Origin of the sequence: Filimonas effusa, assembly GCF_004118675.1 — a bacterium.
Classification (GTDB): Bacteria; Bacteroidota; Bacteroidia; order Chitinophagales; family Chitinophagaceae; genus Filimonas; species Filimonas effusa.
Genome location: NZ_SDHZ01000001.1, coordinates 2,709,723 through 2,731,542, shown reverse-complemented (window position 1 = coordinate 2,731,542; position 21,820 = coordinate 2,709,723). Strand labels below are relative to the sequence as shown.

The window sequence follows — 21,820 nt, the reverse complement described above, 5'->3', positions numbered from 1 at the left end:
TTGCCTAACTTCAAGGGAAATATTCAATATACCATCACCTATGCGCAAATTTGTCACCTTTTTCTGCTGTATAGTATTCGTTATCAATGCCTTTTCCCAAAAAAACAAACCGGCTAAATATCCCAGCTTACTGTGGGAGATAACGGGTAACGGCCTTAAAAAACCTTCCTATCTTTTTGGTACCATGCACGTGAGCAGCAAAATGGTGTTCCATTTGAGCGACTCTTTTTATCATGCTATTCAAAGCTGCGATATGGTAGCGCTGGAACTGAACCCGGGTTCGTGGCAGAATGATATGTTTAAAAGGAGCAATGCCCAGCGTGATATCAGTACTTACATGCGGAAGGGGGCTGAAGACTATCTGCGCGAATCTTCGTTCAGGATCGAGAAGTATGAAGACAATCTGAAGGCTGCCCTTACCGAAGATCCTACCCAGATCAATGGGTTGCTTTACCGCACCATGCAGTCGGAAGCTGATTATGAGGAAAATACCTATCTAGATCTTTATATCTATCAAACAGGGCGGAAGCTGGGGAAGAAGCCGGGTGGTGTAGAAGATTATTACGAAGCAGAGCGCATTATGTTTGAGGCTTACCAGGATATGGCGAAGGAGAAGAAGAAAAAGCGTTTTGATGCAGACGGGGAATTGATGTTCGATATTCAAAAGAAAATGCAGGAAGCGTACCGCAGGGGAGATCTTGACCTGCTTGATTCGCTGGAAGTGCTTACTACCAACTCGGTAGCCTTTATGGAGAAGTTCCTGTACAAGCGTAATGAAATTCAGGCGGCATCGATAGATACTATTCTGAGGAAAAACAGTCTTTTTGTTGGCGTTGGTGCGGCGCACCTGGCGGGTAAGAGGGGTGTTATTGAATTATTGCGTGCCAAGGGGTACAGGCTTCGTCCGATTATGATGCAGGACAGGGATGCCACCAGGAAAGATGCTATCGACAAAATGCGTGTTCCGGTATCGTTTGGCGCCGTGGCTACAGATGACGGCAGGGTACATATGCTTATGCCGGGGCCGTTGTATAAAAGGTCCGATACCCGGGTTAGCAGCCTTAATGGCTCGTGGCAGTATGCAGATATGGATAACGGTTCGTATTATATGCTTACCAGGGTAAAAACGCATGCCGGGCTTGGCGGCGCTTCGGCTAAAGAGGTGACGAAAAAGATCGATAGTTTGCTTTATGAGAATATACCGGGTAAGATATTGAAGAAAACTGCTATCGTTAAAAATGGATATCCCGGCTTTGATATTACCAACCGTACCCGAAGAGGAGATCTTCAGCGGTATAACATTATTGCTACTCCTTTTGAAGTGCTGGTTTTTAAGATGAGCGGAAACGACAACTATGTTGAGGGGCAGGAGGCTGAGACTTTCTTTAATTCCATCCGTATTATCAATAATGGTAAAAAATGGGAGACCTTTCAACCTGCTTCCGGGGAGTTCAAGGTAATGATGCCGCATTCTCCTGATATCAGTTTAAACCAGAGCAATACGGACAGGATCAACCGCTGGGAATATGAGGCTGTTGATTCTGTTACCAGGAACTCGTTTTTTGTATGGAAGAAATCGCTTTATAATTATGAATTCCTGGAGGAAGATACTTTTGACATATCGCTTATTGCAGAGAGTGTGCGGAAGTCGGAACTGATAGAAAAGGAGATCAGCCGCAAGGCAACTGTGCAGAATGGTTATGCTGCGCTGGATATGACGTATGAAATGAAGAATGGCGGATTTATGAAGGCCCGTGCTGTGATCCGCGGTCCGCATTATTATCTGCTGGCAGCCACCTCTCCCGATAAAAAGACAGAGGGTTTCGACCGTTTCTTCGATTCTTTTGAATTAACAGGGTTCAATTATCCTGTTGCCCGGCTTTATACCGATTCGCTGCTGCGGTTTTCTGTAACAACGCCGGTAGTGCCGGTATTGGATAAAGACCTTGTAAAAATGGTCAGTGATGCTACCAGTGAATCTTTCCTGGACCAGATACAGGAGGCTGCTTCTTATTGGCTGGGTGAGAAATATGCTACTTTTCAAAACGATACTACGGGCGAGGTCATTTCTGTATATGTTGAAAAGAAACCCAAATATTATTTCAGCCGTGAATCTGTGCGTTTCTGGAAGGTAGAGCTGGATGAAAAACAGTATAAGGGAATGGTAGTGTCTGCGCGCCAGCCTATCCGTGTATCGGACCGGTGTAGTGGTTACCAGCTGGAGATAACGGATACCAATACTGTACGCAAACTCACTATGCGACACCTGCTCCAGGATAATTATGTTTTCCGCATTGCGGTATTAACCGATACACTGCAGCCTCAAAGCTCCTTTGTCCGTAATTTCCTGAACAGCTTTATGCCGGAGCCGCAGAAGCTGGGGCCTTCTGTGTTCGAGAATAAAACAGATAGCTTCTTTACTGATTACTACAGCACAGATTCCTCCGCACGCAAAAAAGCACGTGCAGCTATCTCCAATGTTTATTTCGGGGCTGCCGGTATCGACAAACTTGTTGATGCTATCAATAAACTCAAATACGGTGAGAAAGATTATTTTGATCTTAAATCAAAATTGATTGGTGAGCTATCGTATATCGATGATTCGTGCTGTACCGATAAGGTAAGGCAAACGCTTGAAGGATTGTATAGTAAAACGGCAGATACCAGCTATTTCCAGACAGAGGTATTGCGTGGTCTTGCCAGGCTTAGAACCAAACAGTCTTATGCCTCATTGAAACAATTACTGTTGCAGGATCCGCCTGTGTTCGACAATGACTATGATAATTCCGGGATCTTTTCTTTACTGGAAGACTCCCTGGCGCTTTCGAAGGATCTTTTTCCTGAAGTATTGCAGCTGGCTTCGCTGGAAGATTATAAAGAACCTGTTATTGAATTGTTGCGCACCATGGTGGACAGCGGTTTTGTTAAGCCGAAAGAATATGATGAATATTTTAGTAAAATATATTTTGATGCAAAAATTCAGTTGAAGCGCCAGCAGAACAGGGATGAGAAGATCCTTGAAAAGCTAAGCCGCCAGGATGAAGATGACAATAGCATGGATGACAGAAGTTCCGGTGAGATGGGGGGAGGTATGTTGGCTGACTACGCCGTGTTATTGGCGCCGTACTATAAAAAGAATCCTACTGTTGCCAAGTTCTTTGATAAGTTGTTGCTTTCCCGTGATCCGGATGTGCAGTTACAGGCAGCCGTTACGATGGTGTCGCATCAATATGCAGTACCCGACAGTCTTTGGTTATCATTGGCCAAACGCGATAATTACCGGGCGCGATTGTTAAAGCAGCTGGAGAAGATTAAAAGAACCGACCTGTTCCCTGCTATTTATAATAAACAGGATGTAGTGGCTCAGGCGATTCTGCTTAATGATAAACGTTATGAAAAGTTCAACGCGGTAGAGCTGATCGAAAAAAGGGCTGTTAAGCTGAAAGAAAAAGAAGGCTATGTATATTTCTTCAAATATAAATTAAAGAAAGAAGATGATTGGAAGCTGGGGATCTCTGGTATGCAGCCTAAAGATACGTTGCAGGTGAGCAGTAATGATGAGCTTACCAGGATGACAGGAAAGAAGATCAAACAGGGTGATGAAGCTGCTGAACAGCTGGATGATGAATTGCGTAAGCTGTTGTTTGAGCAGCATGACAGCGGTTCATATTTTTTTGAAGATGGGGACTTTTATTCTTACAGGCAGAGGAAATGGTAAGTTGAGGAGTTAAGGCTTATTTTTTATAATTTAATCCCGCCAACTGCGTAATAGGGGTTGGCGGGATTTTTTATTTTCCCACGTTTATGTTGGCTGTAATTTTTTTTTAAAAAAACATCTTACGAATAGTCCTGCTTCTCGTTTTTATCGTCATAATGTGGAAAAGAGTATTCATTCCTATGAATACCATAACTTCTTAACCACTTAACTAGCAAGCTATGACATTTTTACACCCGCCTTAACTTATCTCCAATGCACAGCGTAATACCTAATTTAAAAAGTTTAAATATTGATAATGAAAAACTTATGCGTTTGCCTAAGCTTGTTTATTGTAACTTCTTTTTTTTTCTCATGTGGAAAAGAAGTTATTGAAAAGACATCTTCTTTAAGCTCAAATCAAAGAATGGAGGTCACGGACGAAGAGGAGCAATCTGATAATTGTACTGTTAGTACTCCCATATTGCCAGCCAATCTTTTTGGCCTAGTGTATCAGGTAGAGTACTATTCTTCTTATATTGATTATGATGGACTTAGAGTAGACCAGCCGGTAGTCCTAGGATATGTGGAGACCCGTGGCTTTTTTCCTAAAAGAAATAATAGTATTTGGGTTAAAATACCTTTTTGGTATTTCACAGACCAGAATCTCACGGCATGTTTTAAAATAGATAAGGTTGGTGATAATGGTGTAGTAAATGTAGAAGGTAGCTATCTTGGGGAGATAACGGACAAAAAAGTTCTTGCAGGAATAACTCCTCTTTCATTCCAATTGTGGGATTATATTAGTTTTCAGGCATCTGCAACTGAAAGAAGAACAAAAATTGTGTCTACGACTGGTTCCATAAAGTTGATATCTGGTTTCAATGTGGAGCTTATACAGGTTGGTACTGAAATTGAGCAGGGCTTTACTGTTAAGTCCGTTTATGCAGAACAAGGAACGTATAGCTATAATGGTGAAATAAAGGTAATGAAAGGGATCGCTTACCCTGGTGAAGACAGATATCCGAGGTTTCAGATTACTGCGAAGGGATACAACTACGGTTTACAGATGAATTGATTGTTTTAAAATTATATCACAATGAGACCTGTTTTACTTTTTTTTATACTAACGGTTTTCGGGAATTGCGGCGCTGGTATTAGGGAAAGATCTAAAGGAAATACCGATGATTTTGAAACAGAGATTGGGCATACTGCGTTTTACGAGAAAAATCGGAAGAGTAATAATCGTTCATGGTCAGAAGTATATGATGTTAGTGATGTTAAAATCCGTTTTGAAGCAAAAGGTGATAGCGGAAGGCCTGTGATAATAATTTTCCGAAAGCCGCATCCGGATACTTTTTATGTTATTGATCTTCCGGTGAATTTAAAACCGGAACCGGTTAAGCATTATCCTAATTTTAAATTTTTAGGCACATTTGATACTCGTGGGTCAGCTTTTGATTATTATTTTGACTTTTATGTCAATGATGAAAAGAAGGATTTTTTTGAGGTGTTAAAAAGATATGACAGCCATAACAGCCTGATGAAGGAGGATATGGGGATATTGTACCTCCATGATAGTACCAATTATTTAAAAGGGGATGAGAGTATTAGCAAATGGAAATAAGTAAAGCCTAAACAAATATGTTGTTTCCTGTTTTATTTAAAACCTGGGAAGCAGCATATTTATCTTTTATAAGGGTAACTTATTAATACTATGTCAACCGCTATTTATGTAAAACAGGTATGGAAGCAATCAACTGTTGGGTGTAACTGCTTTTGGGATGATGATACACTTCTTCTGAAGGGCCGGATTCTTCTATCCTGCCTTTGTTCATGATCATGATGCGGTCGCTGATGTATTTTACTACGGAAAGGTCGTGCGAGATGAAGATGGCTGTAAAACCGAATTCTTTCTTCAGATCGTTGAGCAGGTTTAATACTTGCGCCTGAACGCTAACATCCAGCGCCGAAACGCTTTCATCACATACCACGAAAGAAGGGCGTAAGGCAAGGGCTCTGGCTATGACTATCCGCTGCCGCTGGCCACCACTGAATTCGTGCGGGTAGCGATAATAGTGTTCGTTACTTAAGCCTACTTTTTCGAGCAGCGTTACTGCCATTTCTTTACGTTGCTGTGCATTGTCGCCTATCCCATGTACCAGCAGCGGTTCTGCTATGGCCTCGCCTATGCGTTTCCGTGGGTTTAAAGACGAGTAGGGATCCTGGAATATGATCTGCATTTGTTTGCTCAGGGCATTGGCTTCGCTGCCTTTCTTGTGCAGGATACTTTCGCCTTTGAACACGATATCACCTGAGGTAGGTGTTACCAATCGCAGCAGACTGCGCCCCAGTGTGCTTTTGCCGCATCCCGATTCGCCAACCAGTCCCAGGGTCTCGCCCTGGTTTAGCGAAAAGCTGACGCCGTTCACTGCTTTGGTATATGCCAGGGGCTTACCTAAAAGTGAATGCTTTGTGGGAAACCATACGTGCAGGTCTTTTACCTCGAGGAAGGGATGAGATGGCGGGTTTGCAACTGATAGTATACCTGAAGGCTTTTGTTCAGTGGCTGGTGCCGGTAAAATTTCCTGTATTGTATTGCTATTGTCAGCATGTGTTATTCTGCCTTCCAGAAAATCGCTTACCACAGGCAGGCGTGTACCGCGCGGGTATAAAGCAGGACGGCAGGCCAGTAAGGCCCGGGTGTAAGGATGTTCCGGTGAACGCAGGATCTGTTCCCGGGTGCCTGATTCTATAATACTACCCCGGTACATCACCACTATTTTGTCGGCGATCTCGGATACCACTCCCAGGTCGTGCGTGATAAAAAGTACACCCATTTGCTGTTCGATCTGCAAATCCCTGATGAGTTGTAATACCCGTTTTTGAACTGTTACATCCAATGCGGTGGTAGGTTCATCGCAGATGAGCAGGCTGGGATTACAGCTCATGGCCATCGCTATCATCACCCGTTGCTTTTGTCCGCCGCTGATCTGGTGCGGGTAGCTTTTGAAGATACGCTGCGGGTCGGGCAGCTTCACCATTTCAAACAATGCCAATGTTTGAGTGCGGGCCTGCTCACGGGTAACGGTTTTGTGCTGCAGTATCGCTTCCATTACCTGGTGCCCGCAGGTATGTACAGGATTGAGGGAGGTCATAGGCTCCTGGAAGATCATGGCTATTTTCTGGCCCCGTAATTCCTGCATAGCGCCCTCCGGGCGTTTCAGCAGATCAGTTGTTTGCCCGTTATCATGAAACAGGATTTGTCCGCCCGAAAACATCGCCGGTGGTGAAGCCAGTAAACGGAGTACAGATAAAGAAGTCACGGATTTGCCCGAGCCCGATTCTCCTACCAATGCCACTATCTCCCCCCTGTTGATGGTTAAGTTAATGTTTCGCAGCGCAGGCGTTTGCTGCCCGTTCTGCAAAAAATGAACGGTAAGGTCCTGTATGTCGAGGAGTGGCTGCATGATCGTTAGAATCTTAAATGTCTTACTGTTAAGCCGCCATTGATAAGTTGTTTCAGGGAGTCGATGCCTATGCGCAGGTGACGGTCTACATACTTTGCGGTAACGGCTTTGTCGCTGGCCTCTGTTTTCACTCCTTCGGGGATCATGGGCTGATCGCTTACCAGCAATAATGCGCCGGTAGGTATTTTATTGAAAAAGCCAACAGTGAAAATAGTGGCCGTTTCCATATCGATGGCATAAGCCCTTATCTTTTGGAGATACGACTTGAACTCTTCATCATGTTCCCATACACGCCTGTTGGTGGTGTAAACAGTGCCTGTCCAATAATCTACCTGGTAGTCGCGTATGGTGGTGGAGATGGCTTTCTGAAGTGCGAATGCCGGCATGGCGGGCACTTCGGGTGGGAAATAGTCGCTGGAGGTACCTTCGCCGCGTATAGCTGCAATGGGTAATATAAGGTCGCCCAGTTTATTTCTTTTCTTTAAGCCGCCGCATTTACCCAGGAATAATACCGCCTGTGGTTCAATAGCGGATAACAGGTCCATTACCGTTGCTGCGCCGGGGCTGCCCATACCAAAGTTGATGATGGTAATGCCATCTGCGGTAGCGCACTGAAAAGGACGGTCGCGGCCTATTACAGGCACTCCGTGCCAGTCTGCAAACATCTGTACATAGTTACTGAAATTGGTTAGTAATATGTATTTCCCGAATTGTTCCAGTTCTGCTCCTGTATACCGGGGCAGCCAATTGGTTACTATCTCTTGCTTCGTTTTCATCTGTAATAAATTCCCTAAATATACGAAATCGGGGCCTATGGGCTTACATTTGCCGCATGATAGGGATTGAGTATCCACATTATAATTTCAAAACGCGCCTGGATGGTGAAAAGCGGCTGCTCTTTGATGAAGTGCGCCGTATTTGGGTGGTATTGACTCCTGAAGAATGGGTACGGCAAAACTTTATTCAGTACCTGGCGCAAACCAAAGGGTATCCTACTTCTGTTATGGCGGTAGAGAAAATGATCACGCTCGGAGAAATGAAAAAGCGTTGTGATATAGTGATATACCGGGAAGCGAAGCCGTGGATGATCGTTGAATGCAAGGAAATGAATGTGCCGCTGAGCGAAAATGTGGCCGGGCAAATACTGCGTTATAATATTTCTTTAAATGTCCGCTATCTTATCGTTACTAACGGGTCTTATACGTTTGGGCTGGATACCGGCAGTATGAAGGGGTTAACTGCCATACCTGATTTTGGCAGCGGCGTATAAGCTGGTGTTATTGAAGCGGGTATAGGTATAGTATAAACCGCTTCATCGTGGATGAGCGTATGATATACACAAAGCATTAAAGCAGGCAAGTTAAAGCGGGATAGGTTGATGCCAGACCAATCTTATTTATTTCAGCCTGGCATCAGTTATTTCATGCGGTAGCATAAGACCAGCGGAAGCCGTGATAGTGTGTCCATCTTCCTTTTGCAACCATAATAATTTCTTTTTCGCCGTAGCCGGTTTTGCGTGCTGCTTCCGATACGCTTTCGTAACGCGCTACCAGTTTTCTGCCCTGGTATTGTTTTACAGGTTTCCGGCGGGCATAACCACCATAGTTCTTCCATTGCGAACGGTCGGCTGTTTTGAGGTGGCTTTCTACCACGCGGCCGCGCTCAAAAGCACGGCGCGATTTTTCCTGTCTTGTAACAGCTTTTAAATTGTTGACCCGGTTGTTATATCCATCCCCGTCCTTGTTGATGATATACAATTCGTCTTTCGCATAATCCAGCTCCGAATTGATAAAGGTGATGTAGATAAGACGGCGGGTATTATAATAGTGAGGTACTCCTTCAACATTAAGCGTCACCCGGAGGTCTATCATGGGATCACCCGTTTTGATATTCCTGTTCTTGGCTACTGACTGACTGAGGATCTGGCTGTAGACCGATTGACTGCCCCAGCGGGGATGTGGGATCGTCCTGTCGCAGGATTTTATCCTTCCCATATTGGATGCCTGGTAATAACCTTCAAAACCAGGAATGTCTTTCCAGCGTTCACCCCGGATAGAGACCAGGGATTTATTCTGATAAGGGTAGAGTGTTTCTTTTACCATATGCAAGTTTAATCGTCTGCAAAAATAAACCGCCTTTATGGCTTCGGCTGAAAATAGGGGGGAGTGGGAAGCGATTATATTATTTTACTCTTAAATGAACACGGCCATTGGCATAATAATAGGTTCGTTGATGGATCATAAGATCTTTTCCTTCGAGTAAAGGCTGCAGGTTCACCAGGGGCGCGTCGGGAAAATGTAAAGTTCCACCCGTTTTCAATGCAAGTGTTATATAGTCGGGATGAACGCCCAACCTTTTACCACATACGATCACGTGTACAGGTTTGGAGATGTTGCTGATGAGCACTGTATCACGTATGGGTGCCCAGCTATCTGCAATCAATAATACGTCTTTGCAGGAAGGGGCATTGTGCAAACCCGACAGTAATGCTTCACAGGCGTTTTCCTGTATATCGCCGCCGCCGTTTCCGGCCTGCATCGCTTTTTTTACCAGGGCTTTGGCATGCTGGGTGCCCTGGAACTTTTCGCCATAAATGCCGCCCGTTTTTCCCGGTTTTTTCTGGTCATCGGCTTTATTGTCGCCGTCGTTAAAACATACCAGGTAGGAAATGGTATTCGATGGCGGACGGGCATCTATCCATTGCAGCATTTGTGCGATGTAAGGCGCCATGCTGCCTGTAACATCCATTACTATCAGTGCATTGGTGACGGTATAGGGATTCAGGCTTTTATGAATGGTGGAATCGGGTGGAAACAATGGTATAGCTGCCTCGGCCAGGGTTGGTGGATCGGGCCTGGTTTCTTTTCTTTTCCCGGGGATCAGCAGGTAAACACTGTCTTTGTTTTCTTTGGCGTAGTGACTGCCGCGCGGCAAAAGTTCCTGTGCGTATGCCTCTCTTACGCTTATGACTACAATACTATCGCCGGGCCTGAACCAGGTTGCAAGCTTTTCGCGGCTGTTGGAGATATCTTTAACAGGCTGGTTATTGTAAAAACGTTTGGTATAAGAATCGGTGCGGTGAATAATGGCCCAGTGATTCAGTTTTTGCGGCGGTTCGGCCGGTGGTGGGGTGGCAGGAGGGCCGGGAACGGCGGCTTCTATGATCTCCATTTCCTTTTCCGCATCGGCTGGTGTATAGTTGCGGCGGTAATTGATCACAAAGCCATGTATCAGCTTTTCTGCGGATGGTTTATCGATACCATTGGTTTGCCGGATGATAGACCAACTGATGCCAGGTTGCTGTTCAATGCCGGGAACCAGCTGGCATAGTGCCTGCAGGCGGCTGCGGTTTAGTGGTTTAAGGTCTGAAGCGGAAGGATAATCGGAGAACAGCAGGTCTACCGAAAGCACCTGCGATTGCTGTAACACGGCAATGCCGGTTGTATCGGAAAAGGATGATTGTGCGTAAGGCATCTGCAGTAGCAAATGTTCCGAGCCTATAACAGGAAGTTCATAGGCAGGGATCTTCAGAATCCGGTTATCGAGTATCGAGTCGGTAAAGCGGTTCTGTTGTGCATTCACGACAAGGCAGCACAAAAGCATAGGCAGGCTGCTGAAACAATGCCTTTTTTTCATACCTGAGTGCGGGTTTTATCCCGGATCATGAATTTACACAGGTATGGCAAGCAAACAGCAATAAAGTCAAAAAAAAGAGGCGATACTGCTTTCGCAATACCACCTCTCGTGGCCGATGTATGGAAATCCCGTGCGGGAAATCTTATCTATGGGAAAATGCCCAGTTCTGCATAAGAAGTGCCTACTTTATTGATGGCAACAACGAATGCTGCAGTACGCATATCCGGGATCCCGGGATTTGCTTTCCATGTATTGATGATCTCACGTGTGGCATCGATCATGGTTTCTTCGAGGCCGCTGTGTACCAGGTCAACTTCGTCGGCGCCGTGTGCAATGAATTTCCTTTCGGTATCGCTTACTTTTTTGCCTGTTAAGCCTTCCATAGCGCTCAGGATGTGCAGGTTCATATTTTCGTCGAAACGTTTGCCTAAACGGCCGTAACGTACGTGGCTCAGGTTTTTCAGCCATTCGAAATAAGATACAGTTACACCGCCTGCGTTCAGGTACATATCGGGAATTACCAGTGTGCCATTTTTAACGAGGATTTCGTCGGCTTCCGGTGTTAAAGGACCGTTTGCCGCTTCACCAATGATCTTAGCCTTGATACGGGGAGCGTTATCGCCGTTGATAACATTCTCCAGGGCGGCAGGGATCAGGATGTCGCACTGGAGTTCCAGCGCATCGTTTGTGTTGTCGAGGTTTTTGGCGCCGGGGAAATTGAGGATAGAACCGGTAGCTTTTCTGTGCTGGAACACTTCTTCTTCGTTGAGGCCGGCTTCGTTGTAGATAGCGCCCTCGTATTCTGCGATGGCGATTACTTTGGAACCACCTTCGCGGAAGAATTTCGCTGAATGATAACCTACGTTACCAAGACCCTGCACCACAACAGTTTTGTCTTTAACGCCGGGAGTTAAACCCAGTTTGTTCATGATGTCGGGCATATTACATACTTCCCTTACACCAAAGAATACGCCCAGGCCGGTAGCTTCTTTACGGCCGCGAACACCGCCCTGCGATACAGGTTTGCCGGTAACACAGGCCATGCCGTCGACTTCACCGGGGTTCATGCTCATATAGGTATCCAGGATCCAGGCCATTTCGCGTTCGCCTGTTCCGTAGTCGGGAGCAGGAACGTCGGTGCCGGGTCCGATGAATTTTTTCTTGATAAGTTCGGAAGTATAACGGCGTGTGATCTTTTGCAGTTCGAATTCGCTGTAAGCGCGTGGGTTGATCTTGATACCACCTTTACCGCCGCCGAAAGGAACGTTTACAATAGCGCATTTGTAGGTCATAAGGGCAGCCAGCGCCATTACTTCGTCCTGGTTCACCGCTTCGCTGAAGCGGATACCGCCTTTACAAGGCGTTTTGTGATGGCTGTGCTGCACGCGGTAAGCTTCAATCACCTCTATTTCACCGCCGTCTCTGCGCACAGGGAACTTCATACGGTAAACTGCGTTACAGGCCTTGATCTGTTCTAAAATGCCGGATTCCCATTTCGTGAACTTAGCCGCTTTATCGAAACTTTTATTGACGCTGTCAAAAAAGCTGTAGTGTTGTTCAGACATGCAATTCTATTTAGGATGTTCAATTGTTTGTTTGCTAATGATCAGGTTATTTCGAGGATAGCTCCTTTTCGAGACGGCTGATCTTCCTGTCGAGGTTGAGCAGGTAAATAAAGATGCCGGTTACAATGGTTACCACCACTGCCACTACTACATAGAGCTTACCGTTGGAGCGCATGAGATCATTTTCTGCTGCCGGTGCGGCAACTTCCTGTGCCATAGCTGCCAGGCTCATAAAGCAGCCTGCGAGCATAACCGCGATTCTTCTTATTTTATCCATTCGAAATATGCTTTTCGGAAATTATACGTAAACGAACTCTTAAGGTTGCGATCCAGATGCTTAACAGCGTCCAGCCGATAAATGCCGGGAACATCACCATTTTCATGGCAGGTGTGCTGTCGTCGGGATTGAGTGCCGGGTTGCCTTCGCTGCCCTGTCCTCCGGGGTGTAAACTTTCCGTTAACCTGGGAAGGATCCATATGGTTGGGAACAGCATGCAAAACGCGAATACATTATAGACTGCGCTAATGCGGGCCCGCTTATCCATGTCGGTAAGAGAACCTCTTACTACGAAATAAGCGAAGTAAATAAGGATGCCTATGGCTGCGCCATTTTGCTTGGGATCGTTACTCCAGGCTGCTCCCCATTGATAGTTGGCCCAGATCATACCGGTTGTTAAACCCAGTATTGAAAATATACAACCCGTGAGTGCAAACTCCGTTGCATAAATGTCGTACAAGGGCTTTTGATAACGCAGGTACTTAATAGCGTTTACCACTGAAATTGTGAACAGAACCATCATTGCCACCCACATAGGCACATGAAAGAACAGGTTTCGGATGGTATGCTGCAACCGGCCATCCAGTACAGGCACCTTCACCATGAATCCCATGATACTCACATACAGGAGTAGGGCAAATGACAAAATCTTCCACCACGATTGTCGAATCATTCTAATTGTTTTACAAACAGGAACCAGGAAATTGGAGTGGGCAAGCAATCCTGATCAGTTCATTTGTTTCTGCGGGCAAAATTAGGGGGAAAGGTTTAACATACGCGTGTTAGCTTTTTAATTTTTATAAGGATTAACCAATTATTTAAAAGTTTTGATCGTTTATAAAACGGTTTCCCCCTGAAATGAGTGTGTTTGATGGCTTGCTGTTGCCTGGTAACATTAGTCTTTCCATAAGAAAGGAAAGAGGATCACCGCCAGGAGTATTACCAGTATATCAAATGCTACCAATAAAAGTATCATTTGGGTAAGACCTGTTTGTACGATGGGGGCAAAGGCGATCTTAGCAATTTTTACCAGTAACAGCAGTTGTGGTATGATAAGCGGGAACCCCATAACGGCTACCAATGAGGCCTGTTGTTGTGCTTTGGCAGCTATAGCAGACAGGAAAGTGAAGATAAGGCTGAGTCCAAACCCGCCCAGGCAGGCAACTCCGAAGAATGTGAAGAACTGTTCCAGCGGATTTCCAAGCAGCAGGAGGAAAATGGCCAGGCCAAGAATGGTCATCACCAGCATGAGCAGTACATTAAAAATAAGTTTTGAAAGAATGAAATCTCTTGCTCCTGCTATAGTATAAAAATATAACATGCGTCCTTTTTGTTCCTGCAGAAAGCTTTTAGCTACTCCATTGACGCAAACAAATAACTGAACCACCCAAAACAAAGCATTCCAGACCTCATTTTCCGGCTGTCCCATGATTAAATACACTACGAATGTTGTAGAGGCTATATATAATAATACGCCATACAAGCTATACTGTTGCCTTATTTCCAGCAGCAGGTCTTTTTTCACCAGGGTTATTATATGATTTGCCATAATGCTTTTTTGTTGTAGTAGCTGACGGATTTACGGGGGCCGGCCGGGAGGAGCAAGTGCGATGCAAGTGCGATACAAGTGCGATGCAACTGCGATGTAAGTGCGGTTATCGTATACCCTGCGTATCTCTTAAGTATAGCCATACAAGTTTCAGATATGTTTTAAATGGTATTGCTCCGTAATTGATCAATCGGCCCTGAAGCATTTCCAGCACCGGGGTTCATAAACATCTTTTTCCCCTAACAATACCTGTCCGTTCTGCGAAGTTTTGCGGTACGAGATACTTGCAATGCTGCCGCATTTAACGCAAATGGCATGTAGTTTGGTAATGAAGTCGGCAATTGCCAGTAATTGCGGCATAGGGCCAAACGGTTTGCCTGTGTAATCCATATCCAGTCCTGCCACTATTACTCTTATTCCTTTTATCGCTAAAGTTTGGCAAACATGCATGATTTCAGCATCAAAGAACTGGGCTTCATCGATGCCCACGACATCAACATCCTGGGCAAGCAGGAGAATGGTCTGGGAGTTTTCGACCGGGGTAGACGCAATGCTATTGGCGTCGTGGCTTACTACTTCGGTTTCATGATAACGTATATCGATAGCCGGTTTAAATATTTCCACGCGCTGGTTGGCAATACGCACTCTTTTGAGCCTGCGGATCAGCTCTTCTGTTTTGCCACTGAACATAGAACCGCATATCACTTCAATGGATCCTCTTTTTTCTCCTGTAAAATTGGGTTCTATAAACATTTGCCAAATCTTGTATTTAAAGACTAAACCTTATTAACTTTAATGCACGAACGTTTTTCCAGAGCCCCCAAAAGTACAGATACTATGGAAAGAGTAGGTACTCTTATACATAAATTGCTTGAACAATATGAGCAGCAGGCGCAGGCGGGCCGGTTATTGATGACCGCTCAAATGTTACTTGCCGAGCTGCAGCAGCAGTTATACGCATCTGAAAATAACACCTCCGAAAAAGTTTCTGTTGTTATCCCTGCCGTTCAGGCTGCAATGCCCAGACCGCAGCAGGTTTATCATCATAATAATACGTCATCATTGCCAGCTAATGGGCAGGAAGTTTCGGCTCATGCAGCTGCTGCTTCACAGACAGCATATGCAGCCGCTGTTCCGGAAACTGCCGCAATGGGTACCGGTACAGCAGTTCAACAGCCAGCCGGCGCCGGACATATTCCCGGGCAGCAAGCAGATGTCAGGGAACCGGCAGGTGTTCAGGAAGCGCCAGACCTTCAGGAACCGGGCGTTTCACCAATGGCAGAAGCCAAACAGCCGGTAGCTCCTCAGCAATCTGCAGCAGCGCAACAACCCATAGCCGCTCAACAGCATGTAGCCGCTCAACAACCGGCAGCGTCTTCGCAAACGGTAGCGTCTTCGCAACAAGAGGCGCCGCCAGTACCGCAATCAGCGGCTCCTCAGCAGGCTACCAATCCACTGGCGGAGGAGTTTATACCGGCAGCAGCGTTGTGGTATCAGCGGGCGCAGCAGGCGCAGGCACAGGCGCAGCAGGTGCTGCAATCGCAGGCGCAACAGGCGCAGGCACAAGCGCAGCAGCCGGCTCAGCAAGCAGAACAAACTCAACACGAGTCACAGCAACAACCACCTGTCCGGCAAACGGAGCAAGCATACCAGGAGTCACAGTCTCATATCGGGCATTCACAGCAGCAAACGGAGCAGGTTCCATCTGCATTGCCGCCACATCTGCAACCGCCACAAGCATCGTCGCCACATCTGCAACCGCCACATACGCAGCCGCCACATACGCAACAGTCGCAAGTGTCGCAGTCGCAAGGACAGCAATTGCAAGGACAGCAATTGCAAGGACAGCCGCATACGCAGCAGTCACAAGAGCAGTCACAAGCGCCGCAGCCGGCGTCTTCCGGGCAGGAACACCAGGCCGAAGTGCACTTATCCGAAAACGAACAGGCGCAGGTGCAGCAACCGCAACAGGTGCATCAACCCGGCACCCAACATCCTGAAGGACGTAATATAGCGGTGACGCCACCGCCGGAAACCACCCCGCAACAGCCGGGAGATAGCACCCCTCAGTCAGCAGGCCCGCAACACGGACCGGGAAGGCACTGGCCATTTGATCCGTTTTCCGAAGTACCCACGCTGGCGCAGCAGGATAATGCTAAAAAAGCAGAACTGAACGATAGTATCGTCTCTGCCGACAGTGAAAGCCTGAATGAAAAGCTCAGGGTCGAAAAAATTGAACTGGGCAGCATGTTACAGGGCAGCCCCATCAGGGATCTTAAAAAGGCGATTGGCATCAACGACAGGTATCTTTTCATTAATGAACTGTTCCGTGGCGATGAAACCATGTACGAGCGCTCGCTCAAAACCATCAACAGCTTCAGCATACTACCCGAAGCGCAATACTGGATACAGCGTGAGCTGAAAGTAAAACTGGGCTGGAACGAATCAAGCGAGTCGGTACATCATTTCGATCAGCTGGTTAAAAGACGTTTCTCCTGAATATAGGAGACGATCCGTTCTGTAGCCCCCGTATTATCCTTAACATAATTGCCGGCATTCCGGCAGGCCGCCTGGTACATTACTTCATCCGATAGTAACGCATCCAGTAATTGTTCCAGCTGCAGGGCATCGCTTACACTGTAAGCCCCCTGCAGCGCTACCATGTCTGTTCCTTCCTGGTATTTATCGTAAACAGGGCCAAAGACAACAGGTTTTTCATATACGGCCGCTTCCAGGATATTATGGATGCCGTCTCCTCCAAAGCCACCTCCTACAAAGCAAATGGTGGCATAGGCATACAGGCGGCTTAACATACCTATATTATCTATAATAAGACAATGGCTTTCCAGCTGTCCGCCGCATTTTTGCCATTCGCTGAAAAGTACGGCCCCTTTATATAAGGTGCAACATTCCTTCAACCGCGATGGATCTATATTATGAGGAGCAATGATATAACGCAGCGATGTGCGCGTATTCACATAATGATCGAGTGTTTTGTCATCTTCCGTCCATGTACTGCCCGCCACAATTACTTGATGACCTGCGCAAAACTGCGCTATCGCTTCAATAGGAGTGAAGCCGCCGGCAATTTGCTGTACGCGGTCGAAGCGGGTGTCGCCGGCCACCGTAACATTATGTTCGTAACCTATCGATGCCAGCAGTTGGGCAGCCGCCTTGTACTGTACAAAGAAATGATTGAAGCAGCTGAGCATATGTTTGTAGAACTTGCCATACCAGTGAAAGAACGCCTGGTCGGGACGGAAGATGCCTGATACCAGCAGCAGCGGGATCTTCCTTTCTCTTGCTTCTCTCAAATAAAAATACCAGTATTCGTATTTCACAAATAACACCAGTTGCGGGCGTACGATATCATAAAAATTGCGGGCACGTGCGGGGGCGTCCATCGGTAGATAAAAAATATGATCGGCGCCTTCATAGTTTTTGCGCACTTCATAACCTGAGGGAGAAAAAAAGGTCAGTAAGATCGCGTACCCGGGATAATTGCCGCGTAAAGCTTCCAGTATGGGGCGTCCCTGCTCAAATTCTCCCAGCGAAGCGCAATGCATCCATAGTACCGGTCTTTGTTCCCGGGCAAATGTTTCCTGCAAACGTGTCATTACCTGTTGCCGCCCTTTCACCCATAGCCCCGCCTTCTTATTAAAAAGCGATAATACCCGAGCCACAAGCGGATACAGTCGAATGAACAGGATATAAAACAGCTTACCCATAGATTGTATTTGTATTACAAAGAAAAAGTTTCTGTCTGATATTATTAATTTCGCCGCCTTATGTCTATCAGAAACGAAGCCTGGAAAACGTGGCGATTATCGGGGCCTATCATATTGGGAGAGCTTACGCAAATGGCATTGGGCATTATCGACAATGTGATGGTAGGTGCTATCAGCTATAAACACCTTGCGGCGGCAGCGCTGGTAAACAGCGTCATGAATATTCCTTTTGTACTGGGCATTGGCATTACCATGTCGGTATCGCAAACGGTATCCATGGCGCACGGCCGTAAAGACGGGCTGCGGGTGTCGCATTATTTGTACAACGGGTTTTGGTTATGTACGGTAACGGCTTTACTTATTGCGGTTTTGCTTAATATGGGAACCGGTATTCTTTTTCACCTGAAGCAGGATGCCGAGGTGGCGGCGCTGGCAGCTCCTTATATGCGTATCATGGCATGGTCTACTATTCCCATGCTTATGTTCATAGCGGTAAAGCAGTTCACCGATGGACTGGAGCGCACGCGTACGGCCATGGTGTTGTCTATGCTGGCGCTGCCAATAAACATAGGTATCAACTGGCTGCTGGTATACGGTAACTGGGGTTTTCCCCGGTGGGAGCTGATGGGGGCGGGTGCCGGTACGCTTATTACACGTATTATTATATTGGTGGCGCTATTACTGATAGTAGCCATACATCCCATTTTTAAAAGATATGTAGCTGCCCGCAGGAGCCAGTGGAAACTGCAGCTGTCTACCATCCGCGAACTGCTGCATATAGGCGTGCCTGCCAGCTTGCAGGGAGGGATGGAGTCGGGGGCATTTGCAATTTCCGGTATTATCATAGGTACACTTGGCGCTGTTCAGCAGGCAGCGCACCATATTGCGCTTAGCTGTGCTGCTTTTACTTTTATGGTGTCGATAGGACTGGCACAGGGCGGATCTATCCGTACCAGCAATGCATGGGGCAGAAATAACTGGGATGATATCAGGCGTATTGCCCGGAGTACGGTGCTAAGCGGACTTTTATACGGGCTTATCTGTGCGGTATTATTTGTTGTATTGCGTCATAAGCTGCCACTTGCCTTCAACAGCGATGCGGCGGTGGTGTCCCTTACCTCGGTACTTATGTTGTATGCGGCGCTTTTCCAGATGTCCGATGCTGCCCAGGCAGTAGGAGTAGGGCTGCTCAGGGGGATGAAAGATGTGCGTATTCCCACTTTATATGTAGCGCTGGCTTACTGGGTATTAGGTATTCCTATAGGCTGCCTGATGGCTTTTACCTTCGAAATGGGAGCCGCCGGTATGTGGATCGGATTTGTCACCGGGCTAACCTGTTCGGCCGTTTTTCTGAACAAAAGGGTTTCCGGTATGATCGGTAAACGAAAAATAACCTTTTGACATTTTTTCCGTTAGTTTTGTCGGCATTCAACAAATTACAGAGATATGAAGACCATACAAATGGTTGACTTGAAGAGCCAATATCAGAAACTTAAGACCGAAATAGATAAAGCTGTAATTGATGTCCTGGAAAGCAGCGCTTTTATCAACGGCAAGCCCGTGCATGATTTAGCTGCGGACCTTTCTGCATACCTGGGTGTAAAACATGTTATTCCCTGCGCCAACGGTACTGATGCGCTCCAGATTGCTCTCATGGCGCTGGACCTGAAACCCGGCGACGAAGTGATCACCCCTTCCTTTACTTTTATTGCCACTACCGAAGTTGTGGCGCTGCTGCAGCTGAAGCCGGTTTTTGTTGATGTTGACCGCGAAACCTTCTGTATCGACCCCGAAGGGATCCGCAAAGCCATAACGCCGAAAACGAAGGCGATCGTTCCTGTTCACCTTTATGGTCATGCCGCCAATATGGAGGAGATCATGAAAATTGCCGCAGAATACAACCTGCCCGTGATCGAAGACAATGCACAGGCTATTGGCTGCGAGGTGAAATTCAGCGATGGCACCATCAAAAAAACCGGTAGCATCGGCGATATCGGCACTACTTCTTTCTTTCCTTCAAAAAATTTAGGCGGATATGGTGACGGAGGTGCTATCTTTACTAATAACGATACCCTGGCCGACAAGCTCAAAATGATTGCTAACCATGGACAAAGCAGACGCTATTATCACGATATCGTAGGCTGCAATTCCAGGTTAGACACCATTCAGGCCGCCATCTTGAAAATTAAGCTGCGTGAACTGGATAATTATATTCAGGCCAGAAACAAAGCCGCCGGATACTATACCAAAGCATTCGCCGGCGTTCCTGGTATCACAACGCCATCCCTGGCATCTTACAGCAACCACGTATACCACCAATATACACTGGTGCTGGAAGGGATAGACCGGAACGGATTGAACCAATATCTTGCTGAAAAGCATATCCCTTCCATGATCTATTATCCTGTGCCAGGCCATAAACAAAAAATGTTTGATGCATTTGGACTGCCCCAGTATGAACTCTCCGTTACCGACTGGTTAACAGAAAGGGTTCTTTCACTGCCTATGCATACAGAGTTAGATACGGAACAATTGGATTTTATTACATCGTCTGTAACCGAATACATAAATAAAAACTAAAAGATCCCATGAAACTGACCGTAGTAGGCACTGGCTATGTTGGCTTAGTTACCGGAACCTGTTTTGCAGAAACGGGCAATTATGTAACCTGCGTGGATATTGACGCAGAGAAAGTAAGAAAATTGTCCGAGGGAGAAATCACCATCTTTGAACCCGGCCTTGAAAAACTGTTTGCGCGTAACCTGAAAGATGGCCGCCTGCAGTTCACCACCGATCTGGCTGCTGGTATCGCAGACGCAGAAGTGATCTTCCTGGCATTACCTACCCCTCCAGGAGAAGATGGCAGCGCTGACCTTAGCTATATCCTTGGCGTTTCCGACAGCATCGGCAAACTGCTGAAAGATTACAAAGTGATCGTTGATAAAAGCACCGTACCTGTAGGCACCGCTGAAAAAGTAAAAGCAGCGATCGCTAAAAATTATTCCGGAGCCTTCGATGTGGTGAGTAACCCCGAATTCCTTCGTGAAGGTGTGGCTGTAGATGACTTCATGAAACCCGACCGCGTGGTTATAGGCGCCAGCTCCGAAAGAGCACAAAAGGTAATGAGCGATTTATATGCTCCTTTTGTTCGCCAGGGTAACCCCGTTATTTTCATGGACGAAAAATCTGCTGAGCTTACCAAATATGCAGCAAACTCCTTCCTCGCTACCAAGATCTCTTTCATGAACGAGATCGCTCAGTTATGTGAGAAGTTGGGCGCCGATGTTGATCTGGTACGTAAAGGTATTGGCTCCGATGAACGTATCGGCCGCCGCTTCCTGTTTCCCGGTATCGGATATGGTGGCAGCTGCTTCCCTAAAGACGTAAAAGCACTGATCAAATCTTCTACAGAAGTAGCTTACGAGTTCAAGATCCTGAACGCTGTGGAAGAGGTGAACGAGGCACAGAAACTGCACCTGGTTACCAAGATCAAAGAATACTATAAAGATGCGCTGAAAGGCAAACACTTTGCTTTATGGGGCCTTGCCTTCAAACCTAACACCGACGATATCCGCGAAGCTCCGGCTTTGTATATCATCGATGCTTTGCTGGCTGCCGGCGCAACGGTAACGGCTTTCGACCCTGAAGCAATGAAAAACGTGCAGCGCCTGGTAGGCGATAAAATTGCTTTCGCCAATGACCAGTACTCCGCTTTACACCATGCCGATGCATTGATCATCGCCACAGAGTGGAGCGAGTTCAGAACACCCGTGTTCGAAAAACTGGAAAGCCTGCTGAAAACTAAAACCATTTTCGACGGACGTAACCTCTTCGACGTAGATGTTGTTCGCGGAATGGGATTCTATTACGAAAGTATTGGCCGTCCTTAATAAGAAAACAG

18 protein-coding genes are annotated in these 21,820 nt (G+C 46.6%); 8 read left to right on the top strand and 10 right to left on the bottom strand.

What is annotated here, in order from left to right; genetic code table 11:
- The first annotated feature begins 40 nt into the window (after nucleotides 1-40).
- From ESB13_RS10300 to ESB13_RS10290, 3 genes are all read left to right on the top strand, one after another.
- Nucleotides 41-3,718, top strand: coding sequence for a TraB/GumN family protein (locus ESB13_RS10300; protein WP_129002892.1), 3,678 nt, complete (start codon nucleotides 41-43; stop codon nucleotides 3,716-3,718).
- A 295-nt stretch (nucleotides 3,719-4,013) separates the two neighbouring features.
- On the top strand, nucleotides 4,014-4,772 hold the full coding sequence (locus tag ESB13_RS10295) for a hypothetical protein (RefSeq protein ID WP_129002891.1): 759 nt from the start codon (nucleotides 4,014-4,016) through the stop codon (nucleotides 4,770-4,772).
- 21 nt (nucleotides 4,773-4,793) lie between these two features.
- Nucleotides 4,794-5,321 carry a hypothetical protein gene (locus tag ESB13_RS10290; RefSeq protein WP_129002890.1) on the top strand — a complete coding sequence of 176 codons (528 nt, stop codon included), beginning with the start codon at nucleotides 4,794-4,796 and terminating at the stop codon, nucleotides 5,319-5,321.
- A 100-nt stretch (nucleotides 5,322-5,421) separates the two neighbouring features.
- On the opposite strand, the gene ESB13_RS10285 is transcribed toward ESB13_RS10290, so the two are convergent.
- Both ESB13_RS10285 and ESB13_RS10280 read right to left on the bottom strand, forming a co-directional pair.
- Nucleotides 5,422-7,164 carry an ABC transporter ATP-binding protein gene (locus ESB13_RS10285; protein WP_129002889.1) on the bottom strand — a complete coding sequence of 581 codons (1,743 nt, stop codon included), beginning with the start codon at nucleotides 7,162-7,164 and terminating at the stop codon, nucleotides 5,422-5,424.
- 5 nt (nucleotides 7,165-7,169) lie between these two features.
- Nucleotides 7,170-7,940, bottom strand: a complete 771-nt coding sequence (locus ESB13_RS10280; protein ID WP_129002888.1) for an AMP nucleosidase — start codon at nucleotides 7,938-7,940, stop codon at nucleotides 7,170-7,172.
- Nucleotides 7,941-7,996: 56 nt separating this feature from the next.
- Here ESB13_RS10280 and ESB13_RS10275 point away from each other — a divergent pair, with 56 nt between their 5' ends.
- On the top strand, nucleotides 7,997-8,434 hold the full coding sequence (locus ESB13_RS10275; RefSeq protein WP_129002887.1) for a type I restriction enzyme HsdR N-terminal domain-containing protein: 438 nt from the start codon (nucleotides 7,997-7,999) through the stop codon (nucleotides 8,432-8,434).
- Nucleotides 8,435-8,585: 151 nt separating this feature from the next.
- Here the strand turns inward: ESB13_RS10275 and ESB13_RS10270 are convergent, their stop codons facing one another.
- The 7 genes from ESB13_RS10270 to ESB13_RS10240 all read right to left on the bottom strand — a co-directional run bounded on the left by ESB13_RS10270 (nucleotide 8,586) and on the right by ESB13_RS10240 (nucleotide 14,944).
- The gene (locus tag ESB13_RS10270; protein ID WP_129002886.1) at nucleotides 8,586-9,266 is read right to left on the bottom strand and encodes an NUMOD4 domain-containing protein; all 681 of its coding nucleotides are present in this window, start codon (nucleotides 9,264-9,266) and stop codon (nucleotides 8,586-8,588) included.
- Nucleotides 9,267-9,345: 79 nt separating this feature from the next.
- Complete coding sequence (locus ESB13_RS10265; protein ID WP_129002885.1) at nucleotides 9,346-10,800, bottom strand: hypothetical protein; 1,455 nt, start codon at nucleotides 10,798-10,800, stop codon at nucleotides 9,346-9,348.
- 146 nt (nucleotides 10,801-10,946) lie between these two features.
- Nucleotides 10,947-12,365, bottom strand: a complete 1,419-nt coding sequence (locus tag ESB13_RS10260; protein WP_129002884.1) for a Glu/Leu/Phe/Val family dehydrogenase — start codon at nucleotides 12,363-12,365, stop codon at nucleotides 10,947-10,949.
- Nucleotides 12,366-12,411: 46 nt separating this feature from the next.
- Entirely contained in the window at nucleotides 12,412-12,642 is a 231-nt protein-coding gene (locus ESB13_RS10255; RefSeq protein WP_129002883.1) for a CcmD family protein, read from the bottom strand.
- Entirely contained in the window at nucleotides 12,635-13,315 is a 681-nt protein-coding gene (ccsA, locus tag ESB13_RS10250; RefSeq protein WP_220399604.1) for a cytochrome c biogenesis protein CcsA, read from the bottom strand. The genes ESB13_RS10255 and ccsA overlap by 8 nt, the downstream gene beginning before the upstream one ends.
- 222 nt (nucleotides 13,316-13,537) lie before the next feature.
- Complete coding sequence (locus ESB13_RS10245) at nucleotides 13,538-14,191, bottom strand: heme exporter protein CcmB (RefSeq protein ID WP_129002882.1); 654 nt, start codon at nucleotides 14,189-14,191, stop codon at nucleotides 13,538-13,540.
- Between the two features lie 186 nt (nucleotides 14,192-14,377).
- Nucleotides 14,378-14,944 carry a thymidine kinase gene (locus tag ESB13_RS10240; RefSeq protein ID WP_129002881.1) on the bottom strand — a complete coding sequence of 189 codons (567 nt, stop codon included), beginning with the start codon at nucleotides 14,942-14,944 and terminating at the stop codon, nucleotides 14,378-14,380.
- Between the two features lie 84 nt (nucleotides 14,945-15,028).
- Between ESB13_RS10240 and ESB13_RS10235 the strand changes: the two genes are divergently transcribed.
- A complete protein-coding gene (locus tag ESB13_RS10235) occupies nucleotides 15,029-16,690 on the top strand; it encodes a hypothetical protein (RefSeq protein ID WP_129002880.1) in 1,662 nt (553 codons plus the stop codon).
- Here the strand turns inward: ESB13_RS10235 and ESB13_RS10230 are convergent.
- Nucleotides 16,663-17,919 carry a 3-deoxy-D-manno-octulosonic acid transferase gene (locus tag ESB13_RS10230; protein ID WP_129002879.1) on the bottom strand — a complete coding sequence of 419 codons (1,257 nt, stop codon included), beginning with the start codon at nucleotides 17,917-17,919 and terminating at the stop codon, nucleotides 16,663-16,665. The two genes, ESB13_RS10235 and ESB13_RS10230, sit on opposite strands and share 28 nt — an antisense overlap.
- Before the next feature lie 60 nt (nucleotides 17,920-17,979).
- Between ESB13_RS10230 and ESB13_RS10225 the strand changes: the two genes are divergently transcribed.
- From ESB13_RS10225 to ESB13_RS10215, 3 genes are read left to right on the top strand one after another with little or no spacing between them, the layout of a single operon-like run.
- Nucleotides 17,980-19,320: an MATE family efflux transporter gene (locus ESB13_RS10225; protein ID WP_164974163.1), complete on the top strand. Its 1,341-nt coding sequence runs from the start codon at nucleotides 17,980-17,982 to the stop codon at nucleotides 19,318-19,320.
- Between the two features lie 45 nt (nucleotides 19,321-19,365).
- Nucleotides 19,366-20,499, top strand: coding sequence for a DegT/DnrJ/EryC1/StrS family aminotransferase (locus ESB13_RS10220; RefSeq protein WP_129002878.1), 1,134 nt, complete (start codon nucleotides 19,366-19,368; stop codon nucleotides 20,497-20,499).
- Nucleotides 20,500-20,507: 8 nt separating this feature from the next.
- Nucleotides 20,508-21,809, top strand: coding sequence for a UDP-glucose dehydrogenase family protein (locus ESB13_RS10215; RefSeq protein ID WP_129002877.1), 1,302 nt, complete (start codon nucleotides 20,508-20,510; stop codon nucleotides 21,807-21,809).
- The last annotated feature ends 11 nt before the right edge of the window (nucleotides 21,810-21,820 follow it).